Source organism: Kitasatospora sp. NPDC091257, from assembly GCF_044757675.1.
Classification (GTDB): domain Bacteria; phylum Actinomycetota; class Actinomycetes; order Streptomycetales; family Streptomycetaceae; genus Kitasatospora; species Kitasatospora lactacystinica.
This window is the reverse complement of the sequence record NZ_JBIVVI010000178.1, coordinates 1-10,260: the sequence shown is the minus strand read 5'-3', so window position 1 is coordinate 10,260 and position 10,260 is coordinate 1. Positions and strand designations below refer to the sequence as shown.

Annotated in this window: 13 protein-coding genes and 1 riboswitch; of the genes, 11 read left to right on the top strand and 2 right to left on the bottom strand. The window is 72.1% G+C overall.

Translation table 11 applies throughout. From position 1 onward, the window contains the following. The first annotated feature begins 187 nt into the window (after nucleotides 1-187). The gene (locus tag ACIQOV_RS11370) at nucleotides 188-775 is read left to right on the top strand and encodes a CGNR zinc finger domain-containing protein (protein WP_401047469.1); all 588 of its coding nucleotides are present in this window, start codon (nucleotides 188-190) and stop codon (nucleotides 773-775) included. On the opposite strand, the gene sodX is transcribed toward ACIQOV_RS11370, so the two are convergent. Next, nucleotides 772-1,134 carry a nickel-type superoxide dismutase maturation protease gene (gene sodX / locus ACIQOV_RS11365; RefSeq protein ID WP_387695226.1) on the bottom strand — a complete coding sequence of 121 codons (363 nt, stop codon included), beginning with the start codon at nucleotides 1,132-1,134 and terminating at the stop codon, nucleotides 772-774. The two genes, ACIQOV_RS11370 and sodX, sit on opposite strands and share 4 nt — an antisense overlap. 273 nt (nucleotides 1,135-1,407) lie before the next feature. On the opposite strand from sodX, the gene sodN reads away from it, so the two are divergent. The 8 genes from sodN (at nucleotide 1,408) to ACIQOV_RS11325 (ending at nucleotide 7,822) form a co-directional block, all read left to right on the top strand. Continuing rightward, nucleotides 1,408-1,803, top strand: coding sequence for a superoxide dismutase, Ni (sodN, locus tag ACIQOV_RS11360; protein WP_045699892.1), 396 nt, complete (start codon nucleotides 1,408-1,410; stop codon nucleotides 1,801-1,803). An 88-nt stretch (nucleotides 1,804-1,891) separates the two neighbouring features. After that, nucleotides 1,892-2,042, top strand: a riboswitch (cobalamin riboswitch). Between the two features lie 107 nt (nucleotides 2,043-2,149). Then, on the top strand, nucleotides 2,150-3,214 hold the full coding sequence (locus ACIQOV_RS11355) for a FecCD family ABC transporter permease (RefSeq protein ID WP_401047466.1): 1,065 nt from the start codon (nucleotides 2,150-2,152) through the stop codon (nucleotides 3,212-3,214). Between the two features lie 86 nt (nucleotides 3,215-3,300). Further along, the gene (locus ACIQOV_RS11350) at nucleotides 3,301-4,050 is read left to right on the top strand and encodes an ABC transporter ATP-binding protein (RefSeq protein WP_401047471.1); all 750 of its coding nucleotides are present in this window, start codon (nucleotides 3,301-3,303) and stop codon (nucleotides 4,048-4,050) included. A gap of 28 nt (nucleotides 4,051-4,078) precedes the next feature. Continuing rightward, entirely contained in the window at nucleotides 4,079-5,071 is a 993-nt protein-coding gene (locus tag ACIQOV_RS11345) for an ABC transporter substrate-binding protein (protein ID WP_401047463.1), read from the top strand. 87 nt (nucleotides 5,072-5,158) lie between these two features. After that, nucleotides 5,159-5,542 (top strand): nuclear transport factor 2 family protein, encoded by a 384-nt coding sequence (locus tag ACIQOV_RS11340; RefSeq protein ID WP_380548204.1) that lies wholly within the window; start codon nucleotides 5,159-5,161, stop codon nucleotides 5,540-5,542. Nucleotides 5,543-5,552: 10 nt separating this feature from the next. Continuing rightward, nucleotides 5,553-6,029: a GNAT family N-acetyltransferase gene (locus tag ACIQOV_RS11335; RefSeq protein WP_380548207.1), complete on the top strand. Its 477-nt coding sequence runs from the start codon at nucleotides 5,553-5,555 to the stop codon at nucleotides 6,027-6,029. A 188-nt stretch (nucleotides 6,030-6,217) separates the two neighbouring features. After that, nucleotides 6,218-6,628 (top strand): anti-sigma regulatory factor, encoded by a 411-nt coding sequence (locus tag ACIQOV_RS11330; RefSeq protein WP_359904520.1) that lies wholly within the window; start codon nucleotides 6,218-6,220, stop codon nucleotides 6,626-6,628. Nucleotides 6,629-6,808: 180 nt separating this feature from the next. Then, nucleotides 6,809-7,822, top strand: a complete 1,014-nt coding sequence (locus tag ACIQOV_RS11325; RefSeq protein ID WP_401047459.1) for a SigB/SigF/SigG family RNA polymerase sigma factor — start codon at nucleotides 6,809-6,811, stop codon at nucleotides 7,820-7,822. A gap of 72 nt (nucleotides 7,823-7,894) precedes the next feature. Here the strand turns inward: ACIQOV_RS11325 and ACIQOV_RS11320 are convergent, their stop codons facing one another. Further along, nucleotides 7,895-8,323, bottom strand: a complete 429-nt coding sequence (locus tag ACIQOV_RS11320; RefSeq protein ID WP_401047456.1) for a hypothetical protein — start codon at nucleotides 8,321-8,323, stop codon at nucleotides 7,895-7,897. Between the two features lie 50 nt (nucleotides 8,324-8,373). Between ACIQOV_RS11320 and ACIQOV_RS11315 the strand changes: the two genes are divergently transcribed. Both ACIQOV_RS11315 and ACIQOV_RS11310 read left to right on the top strand, forming a co-directional pair. Further along, nucleotides 8,374-9,345 carry a diacylglycerol/lipid kinase family protein gene (locus ACIQOV_RS11315; RefSeq protein WP_401047454.1) on the top strand — a complete coding sequence of 324 codons (972 nt, stop codon included), beginning with the start codon at nucleotides 8,374-8,376 and terminating at the stop codon, nucleotides 9,343-9,345. Nucleotides 9,346-9,714: 369 nt separating this feature from the next. Further along, nucleotides 9,715-9,966, top strand: a complete 252-nt coding sequence (locus ACIQOV_RS11310; protein WP_014138019.1) for a WhiB family transcriptional regulator — start codon at nucleotides 9,715-9,717, stop codon at nucleotides 9,964-9,966. Nucleotides 9,967-10,260: the final 294 nt, after the last annotated feature.

Genomic DNA, 10,260 nt, shown 5'->3' with positions numbered 1-10,260 from the left:
TTTTTTTTTTTTGTTTTTTTTTGTTTTTCTTTGTCCAGCTGGTGTGCGGTGGCGCCGCCGGGGCGCGGCCCCCCCCCCCCCCCGGCGCGCCCCCCCGACGCCCTCCCGCCGGGGAAAAGAGGCCGGAGCTCCGCCCAGGTAATAGGCTGGAGGCAGTCAGCCCGTTACCGAACCTGGAAGGACCCCTGTGGAGCTCGCCGCCTACGCCAATCTCGCCGTTCGGCTGGTGAACACCGAGGAGCCCGAGCGCGGCACCGACACGCTGACCTCCGTGGAGGCCGTGCGCGGCCTGTTCTCCGACTCCGCGCGGGCCGCCGCGCTCGCCGACGAGTCCGACCTGCCCCGGCTGCGGGCGGTGCGGACCCGGCTGCGCGGGGTCTTCGAGGCCGCCGCGGAGGGGGACGAGATCCGCGGCGTCGACCTGCTGAACAGCCTGCTGATGGAGTACCCGGTCAGCCCGCTGGTCTCCGGGCACGACTACCTGGACGACGCCGGACGACCGCGCTGGCACCTGCACCTGGCCGACAACTCCCCCACCGCCACCGCGCACTTCACCGCGGTCGCCTGCATGGGCCTGGCCGTCCACCTGACCGAGCTGGGCGCCGACCGGCTCGGCATCTGCCAGGCCGCGCCCTGCCGCAACGCCTACCTGGACACCTCGACCAACCGCTCCCGCCGCTACTGCTCGGACCGCTGCGCGACCCGCGCCAACGTGGCCGCCTACCGGGCCCGCAAGCGCCAGGAGGCGGAGGCGGCGGCCCGGGGCGGATCCTAGACGTCCTCCACCCAGGCGCCGAGCCGGCGGGCGAGGCCCGGCACCCGGGCCAGCCGCGGGGTGAGCAGCAGCCGCTCCAGCCGGCGCCCCGGCGCCAGCCAGACCGGGCTCGGGCGCAGCCGCAGCAGCACCCGGCCGAGCACCAGCTCGTCCGGCACGGCGCCGTAGCTGCGGCTGTCGCTGTCCACCGGGCGGTTGTCGGAGAGCAGCCACCAGCCCGTGGCCCGGCGCTCGGCGACCCGCTTCACCACCAGCAGGTCCTGCTGGAAGGGGTGCCGGAAGACCACCACCGCGCCCGGCCGGATCGGCGCGCCGTAGCGGACCAGCAGCTGGTCGCCCTCGCGCAGGGTCGGGACCATCGACGGCCCCGCCACGTCGACCAGTCCGAACGGCAGCGCGCCGCCCCGGTCCGGCCCCCCGGCCCCGGCGCCCTGCGGTCGCGTGCTCCGCGCCACGACTCCTCCTCCTGCTCCGCCCGCCCCCAGTCTGCCGTACGGACCGTCACCGGTCCGATGTCCGGATTACCCCGGTTCCTGGTCCGTCTTTTGCCCTAGGCCCGCCGCCCGATCGCGAAACGGCGAGGCCGGAAGGGTAATCTCGGGCGCGGGAAGACGATCTAAGGAAGGACTCCCATGTTCTCTCGTCTGTTTGCACCTCGCGCCACCGCCCACGCCCACTGCGACCTGCCCTGCGGCGTGTACGACCCGGCGCAGGCCAAGCTGGAGGCCGAGTCGGTCAAGGCCACCCAGGAGAAGTACCAGGCCAACGAGGACCCGCACTTCCGCGCCCGCGCCATCATCATCAAGGAGCAGCGCGCCGAGGCCGTCAAGCACCACATCTCGGTGCTGTGGAGCGACTACTTCAAGGCCCCGCACTTCGAGAAGTACCCGCAGCTGCACCAGCTGATCAACGACACCCTGAAGGCCGCCTCGGCCGCCAAGGCGTCCACCGACCCGGCCACCGGCCAGGCCCTGCTGGACCTGATCGCCGAGGTCGACAAGATCTTCTGGGAGACCAAGCAGGCCTGAGCCTGACGCGTCGCCACCCGACCGCCCCCGTCCGCACCGCCGGACGGGGGCGGTCGCGCGTTCCCGGCCCGCCCAGGGCCGGTAAGGGTTGCCTGCCCTGAGTGGCTGTTATGCTGCCAGGGCGTCCGAGGGGGAAGTCCGGTGTGAATCCGGCGCTGACCCGCAACGGTGAGCACGGCCCGTACCAACCCGTACGGCCCGCGCCAGCCCGATCGCCCCCGGCCGCTGAACTCCCGACAACTCGCCGCGGACTGCGAGGGGAACGGCGCCCCGGCACGCCTTCGGCCGGCGCCCGCCCCGGCGCACCCGCGGCCCGAGGCAAGGCGCACCCGTGGACCGTGCAGTCGTGGACCGTGCAGTCGGCCCGCCCACCCGTCGAATACCCGTCGTCCCGCTCGCCGCCGGCCTCGTCGCCGCCCTGCTGCTGTCGCTGCTCTGCGGGGTCGCCCTCGGCTCCTCCGGACTCGGCCTGCCCCGGGTGCTGCGGCTGCTGGGCGCCGGGCTGACGGGCGGACGGCTGGACGCGGGCGAGGCGGCCGCGTACGCGATCGTCTGGGAGATCCGGCTGCCGCGCACCGTGCTGGCCGCCGTCGTCGGCGCCGGCCTCGCCGCCTGCGGGGTCGCCGTCCAGGCCCTGGTACGCAACGCGCTGGCCGACCCCTTCGTGCTCGGCATCTCCTCCGGCGCGGCCGTCGGCGCCAACGCCGTCCTGCTCTTCGGCGCCTTCGCCTCGCTCGGGGTGTGGGCGATCTCCGCCTCCGCCTTCGGCTCCGCGCTGGCCGCCATGACGCTCGTCTACCTCGCCGCCCGCACCGCGTACGGACTCACCCCGCTGCGCCTGGTGCTCACCGGCACCGCGCTGTCCTACGGCTTCTCCGCCGCCACCACCCTGATGGTCTTCGCCGCCGACCGCGGCGAGGCCGCCCGGGACGCCATGATGTGGCTGCTCGGCAGCCTCGGCGGCGCCACCTGGGGCAAGGTGCCGATCGCCGCCGTCACGGTGGTGGCCGGCCTCGCGTACCTGGCCTGCGCCGCCGGGCGGCTGGACGCGCTCGCCATGGGCGACGAGACCTCCGCCTCGCTCGGCGTGGACCCGGACCGGCTGCGCCGCGAGCTGTTCGTGGTGACCGCCGCCGTCACCGGCACCGTGGTCGCGGTCAGCGGGGCGATCGGCTTCGTCGGGCTGCTGGTGCCGCACCTGGCACGGATGCTGGTCGGCGCCGGGCACCGCCGGGTGCTGGTGATCGCGCCGCTCGCCGGGGCACTGCTGCTGGTCTGGGTGGACATCGCCTCGCGCACCCTGCTGGCACCCGCCGAACTGCCCGTCGGGGTGTTCACCGCGGTGCTCGGCGTGCCCGCCTTCCTGCTGATGATGCGCCGCCGCGGCCAGGCCCTCGGAGGAACCCGGTGACCGACGTGACCACGGCGACCGGCCCGGCCGACCCGGCCGCGCCCACCCCGGCGCGGGCCCAGGACCTCGCCGTCGACGCCGTCTCGGTGGAGCTGGCCGGCACCCGGCTGGTCCACGAGGTGACCCTGGCGGCCGCCGCCGGGCAGGTGGTCGGACTGGTCGGCCCGAACGGCAGCGGCAAGTCGACCCTGCTGCGCTGTGTCTACCGGGTGCTGAAGCCGGCCGGCGGCGTGGTCCGGCTGGCCGGCGACGACCTGCACGCCCTGAGCGCGCGCGACACGGCCCGCCGGGTGGCCGCGCTGACCCAGGAGCACTCCGCCGAGTTCGACTTCACCGTCGCCGAGGTGGTCGCCATGGGCCGGCTGCCGCACCGCCGCGGCTTCGGCGCCCCGGCCGACGGGGACGCGGAGCGCTGCGCCGGGGCGCTGCGCAAGGTCCGGGCCGGGCACCTCGCCGAGCGCGGCTTCCTGAGCCTGTCCGGGGGCGAGAAGCAGCGGGTGCTGTTCGCCCGCGCGCTGGTCCAGGAGCCGCGCCTGCTGGTGCTGGACGAACCCACCAACCACCTCGACATCGCCCACCAACTGGAGGTGCTGGCGCTCGCCCGCGAGGCCGGCCCGACGGTGCTCACCGCGCTGCACGACCTCAACCTGGCGGCCGGCCACTGCGACCTGGTCTACGTGCTGCGGGCCGGGCGGATCGTCGCCTCCGGCCCGCCCCACGAGGTGCTCCGCCCCGCCCTGCTGGCCGAGGTGTTCGGCGTCCGCGCCACCCCGGTGCGGCACCCGGAGACCGGCGCCCTCCAGCTGCTGTTCGACCGGCTCGCCCCCTCCTCCTGACCCGTCCCGCCTGCCCAGAGGAACCACCTTGCGCACCAAGGCCGTTGCCACCGCCGCCCTGCTCGTCCTCGGGCTCACCGCCTGCGGCGCCGAGATCGCCCCGAAGGAGGCCGCCACCGCCTCCGCCCACTACCCGGTGACGGTGGACAACTGCGGGCAGAAGCTCACCTTCGCGCGGAAGCCCGCCCGGGTGGTGACCAACGACGTCAACATCACCGAGCTGATGCTCTCCCTCGGCCTCGCCGACCGGATGGCCGGCTACGTGATGCCCGACGACAAGGGCCGGATCGACAAGGTGGCCTGGAAGGACGGCTACCAGCAGACCACCTGGCTCTCCAAGAAGGTGCTCACCAAGGAGATCGCCCTGGACGCCCGGGCCGACCTGGTCCTCGCCGGCTGGCACTACGGCTTCGACGAGGGCGCCGGCGTCACCCCGCAGGCCTTCAAGGCGCTCGGCGTCGACTCGTACGTGCTCAGCGAGTCCTGCCGCAGCGGCAAGGGCACCGAGCGCGGCGTGATGGACCCGCTGGAGGCCCTCTACACCGACCTGGCCAACCTCGGCGAGATCTTCGACGTCGAGGACCGCTCCGACCGGCTGATCGCGGACTTCAAGGCGCAGATCGCCGCCGTCCCGCAGCCCGAGCGCCGCCCGTCCGTCTTCCTGTACGACAGCGGGCAGGACAAGCCGTACACCGCCGGGAAGTTCGCCGCCGCCAACGAGATCATCGCCAAGGCCGGCGGGAGCAACATCATGGGCGACCTCGCCGACACCTGGGTCACGGCCGGCTGGGAGGGCGTGGTGCAGCGCGACCCGGAGGTGATCGTGATCAACGACTACGCGACGCCCGGGGCCGAGGAGAAGCGGAAGTTCCTGAAGTCCTTCCCGCCGCTGGCCAACGTCTCCGCGGTCAGGAACGACCGGATCTTCGTCATGGACTACGTCGACCTGGTGGAGAGCCCGCGCAACCCGGCCGCGGTCGGCGCGCTGGCCGAGTACCTGCGCACCGTGCCGGCCCGCTGACGGCCCCCGGTCCGCTCCTCCGGGGCGGTGGCCGCGGGCGTACGCTCAAGGTACGAGCCGACGGAACCCGACCGGAGGAGCGAGATCATGACCACGATGGCGGCCCCCGGCGCCTTCGACACCCGCGCCCTGCGCGAGGGCATCGAGCGCTGCGACGCCGAGACCCTCCTGGCGCTCTACGCGCAGGACGCCGAACTGCGCATGGTCGATCGCAAGACCCAGCCCAGCCACCCCCTGGTGATGCACGGCCGGGAGGAGATCGGCGCCATGCTGGACGACGTCTACGGCCGCGAGATGACCCACAAGCTGGAACAGGTGGTGGTCCAGGGCGACCACGCCGCCTTCCTGGAGTCCTGCCGGTACCCCGACGGCGTCCGGGTGCTGATGTCCTCGATGGCCGTGCTGCGGGACGGCCGGATCGTCGACCAGACCTCCGTCCAGGCCTGGGACGAGACGGGTCCCGAGCAGTAGGCTCACAGGCATGATCCGCACCGCCGTCGCCACCGACGTTCCCGTCATCCACGCCATGATCCGCGAACTCGCGGACTACGAGCAGGCCCTGCACGAGGCGAAGGCCACCGAGGAGCAGCTGCACGACGCCCTGTTCGGCGAGAACCCGGCCCTGTTCGGGCTGATCGCCGAGGACGACGCCACCGGCGAGCCGGTCGGCTTCGCGGTGTGGTTCCGCAACTTCTCGACCTGGCGCGGCACCCACGGGATCTACCTGGAGGACCTGTACGTACGTCCGCAGGCGCGCGGCGGCGGCCACGGCAAGGCGCTGCTGCTGGAGCTCGCCCGGATCGCCGTCGAGCGCGGCTACTCCCGGGTCGAGTGGTCGGTCCTGGACTGGAACCAGCCCTCGATCGACTTCTACAAGGCGATCGGCGCGGTGCCGATGGACGAGTGGACGGTCTACCGGCTCACCGGCGAGGCCCTGGCCGAAGCCGGGCGGCGCTGAACGGCCGTCCGGAGACCGGCGAAAGGGTCTGCCACCCTGCGTCGCAATGCCTTACCATGAGTAACTCCCGAACCGGGGTGCGGAAGGCAGAGCGATGGTGGATGCGTGACGCCGGGCCCCCTTCGGGGGTAGCAAGCGGTAACAAGCGGGGTACCAAGAAAGCACAGCGCGCCACCCAGGAGGCAAGGGTGTCCCAGATCGACGGCGATCTCGGTGTTCAGGACTTCGTGGAGGTCCGGCTGCCCGCAGCGGGGGCCTACCTCTCCGTCCTGCGAACAGCGACGGCCGGGTTGGCGGCCCGGCTGGACTTCACGCTCGACGAGATCGAGGATCTGCGGATCGCGGTCGACGAGGCCTGCGCCATCCTGCTCCAGCAGGCGGTGCCCGGGTCCGTACTGTCCTGCGAGTTCCGGCTGGTCGGCGACTCGTTGAAGGTCACCGTCTCGGCCCCGACCACCGACGGCAAGGCCCCCGAGCGGGACACCTTCGCCTGGACGGTGCTCTCCGCCCTGGCCGGCGAGGTCGACTCCTCGGTCGGCGCGGACAAGACCGTGTCGATCAGCCTGAACAAGAAGCGCGGCGGGTCCCCCGCCCACTAGCCGGGCGCCGGACCGAACCGCACGACCGAGCAGCACCGAGCACCACCCGCGCAAGGGCCGTCCGCCGCTCCCCCGACCGGGGTTCCGACGGACGGCTCCCGGTACCGCCACCCACGCGGTACGACCAACGAGACGATTCCGGGGCCACCGGCCCCGGTGCTCCCGGAACGGAACGGGGGAATGGCCGTGAGTGATCTGGACCGTACCGGCCTCGCGACGGCGGGACCCGCCGTACCGACCCAGGCGAGCGTTCCCGGCCTCGCCGCCAACGACGAAGCGCACCCGAAGGACGCCCAGCGGATGAGCCACCCCACCGAGCCGACGTCCGAGCCGACGCCTGCCTCCGTGCCCCCGCCGGACCCGGCGGGCGAGACGGACCCGGCGGTCGAGGCCGAGCCGCACAGCGCCGTGCCCGCCCAGGGCTCGCACCGCACCGGCGCCCCGGACCGGGAGGCCGCCCGCGCGCTGTTCGTCCGGCTGTCCGTACTGCCCGAGGGCTCCCCGGAGCGGGTCGAGTTGCGCAACCAGCTGGTGCGGATGCACATCCCGCTGGTCGAGCACCTGGCCCGGCGCTTCCGCAACCGGGGCGAGCCGCTGGACGACCTGACCCAGGTCGCCACCATCGGCCTGATCAAGTCCGTGGACCGCTTCGACCACGAGCGCGGGGTCGAGTTCTCCACCTACGCGACGCCGACCATCGTCGGGGAGATCAAGCGGCACTTCCGCGACAAGGGCTGGGCGGTGCGGGTCCCGCGCCGCCTCCAGGAGCTGCGGCTGTCGCTCACCACGGCGACCAGCGAGCTCTCCCAGCGGCACGGCCGCTCCCCCACGGTGCACGAGCTGGCCGAGCACCTGGGGATCTCGGAGGAGGATGTCCTGGAGGGCCTGGAGTCCGCCAACGCGTACTCCACGCTCTCGCTGGACGTGCCGGACAGCGACGACGAGTCGCCGGCCGTCGCGGACACCCTGGGCGCGACCGACGAGGCGCTGGAGGGCGTCGAGTACCGCGAGTCGCTCAAGCCGCTGCTGGCCCAACTGCCGCCCCGGGAGCAGAAGATCCTGGTGCTGCGGTTCTTCCGGAACATGACCCAGTCGCAGATCGCCGCCGAGGTGGGGATCTCCCAGATGCACGTGTCCCGGCTGCTCGCCCGGACCTTGGCCCAGCTGCGGGAGAAGCTCCTGGTGGAGGAGTAGGACTGACGGCCGCTCAGCTCCGGCTCGGCGGCCGTCCGATCCCCTGCCCTGCGACCCCGGCCCTGTACGCCCCTAGTCCTCGGACGGGGCGTACAGGGCCGCCGTCGACTTCGGGTTCAGCAGGCAGCCGATGCCCACCAGGCCGAGCACGCCGATCAGCACGCCGAACGCGATCGCCGTGCCGCCGCTCTCGAACATGTAGTAGGCGACCGGCAGGCAGATCGAGTTGGTCAGCACCGCCGGGCTGCGGCCCCAGCGGCGCTCCTTGAGCAGTGCGAGGGCGGCCAGCACCGGCAGCACGCCGAGCAGCACGATGACCGCTCCGCCGAACTCGTTGAGGGCCAGCTGCTTGGCCTGGCCGGACACTGCGGCCACCATGTCCAGGACGCCGACGACGGCCAGCGCGATGCCCTCCAGGGCCGTGATGGCGGCGCCCAGGGTCAGGGAGGCCGGTCGGCCGGCGCCGGCCGTGGGTGCGGGTGCGGAGGTTTCTGCGGTCACTCCAGCAGGGTAGCCGCCGGTCGGTCCGTACCGACCCGTAGGCTTTCCCCATGCGCGCTCTCCTGGTCGTGAACCACAAGGCCACCACCACCAGTGGCCGGACCAGGGACGTCCTGATCCACGCCCTGCGCAGCGATCTCAAGCTGGAGGTCGCCGAGACCCAGTACCGGGGCCACGCGCGCGACCTGGCCCGCGGGGCGGCGGAGGACGGCACGGTCGACCTGGTGGTGGCGCTGGGCGGGGACGGCACCGTCAACGAGGTGGTGAACGGGCTGCTGGCGCACGGCCCGGGCGAGAAGGTCCCGCGACTGGCCGTGGTGCCGGGCGGTTCGACCAATGTGTTCGCCCGCGCGCTGGGCCTGCCCAACGACCCGGTCGAGGCGACCGGCGCCCTGCTGGACGCGCTGGAGCACGGCCGGGAGCGGCCGATCGGGCTGGGCAAGGCGATGACCGACGGTCTGCCGGACCGCTGGTTCACCTTCACCGCCGGCCTCGGCTTCGACGCCGGCGTGGTCGGCCGGGTCGAGGAGCAGCGCCGGGCCGGGCGCAAGTCCACCCACGCCCTGTACGTCGGCCAGGCCCTGCGGCACTACTTCACCCAGCGTGAGCAGCGCCGCTCCGGCCCGATCTCCCTGGAAATGCCGGGCCGCGAGCGGGTTCCGGGCCTGGTGCTGTCGATAGTCAGCAACACCTCGCCCTGGACCTTCCTCGGCAACCGGCCGGTCTACCCCTCACCGCTCGCCTCCTTCGACACGGATCTGGACGTCTTCGGCATCACCCGGATGACGACGTTCGGCACGGCTCGAACGGTCCGTCAGATCCTGCGGTCGTACGCGCCTTCGGGTGACGGCGCCCCTCCGATGGGCCCTTCCGGGAAGCACGTCGTCTCCTATCACGACGTCAGACACTTCACCTTGGTTTCGGAGGAACCGGCGCCGTTCCAGGTCGACGGGGACCATCTTGGAGACAGGAGTCGCGTCAGTTTCACAGGCGTACGGCGGGCACTGCGTGTGATTGTGTGACTGGAAGGGGGGTTCCTCCTTCTTCTCGAACGCACAAGCCCCCTTCACTCCATAGAAGTACTGGCTGTGAGCTAGGCGACACCGAAGAATCCAAAATTCCTCCCCGAAGGGGGTTGTATCCGAGCCCGAGGTTTGCGAACCTCTACATGGCGATCGGGACACATCGCAGCGACGGCAACTCCGGAACCACAGGAGCGCCGACCGCGGGGTGTCCCTCGAATCGCCGAATCCCCCCCAGCACAGACCACCCGGGCCCGACGGGCCTTTGGTCTCTTTTGCTGTTGCGGGATTCGTGAAAGCGTTCACATTCACAAGCCATTCGATTGTGCCGATCGGGCCACCCCCCGCGGCAGGAGGAGTTGGACGACCATGGACTGGCGCCACCGCGCTGTCTGCCGCGAAGAGGACCCGGAGCTGTTCTTCCCGATCGGGAACACCGGTCCTGCTCTGCTGCAGATCGAGGAAGCCAAGGCCGTGTGCCGCCGCTGTCCGGTGATGGAGCAGTGCCTCCAGTGGGCGCTTGAGACCGGCCAGGACGCCGGCGTCTGGGGCGGCATGAGCGAGGACGAGCGTCGCGCGATGAAGCGCCGCGCCGCCCGCAACCGGGCCCGCACCGCCTGATCGCCCAGCGATCACACGCCGTAGCACCAGCAGTGACCGCAGTACCGATCGACACATGATCAAAGGCTTCCCTGCACCTCCTGGTGAAGCCTTCCGCACAAAGGACCTTGCCCTGCCGGGTCCCGCGACACCGGACCCGCCCAGACACTTGATACTGTTCACTGAGAGCAATATCGTGGAGCTGTGGCGCTCACCGTGTGCAACGCACCGGCGAGGTGTCGCACCACCCAGAGCCCCCGTTCCGGCGTCTGGGGCGGCATGAGCGAGGACGAGCGTCGCGCGATGAAGCGCCGC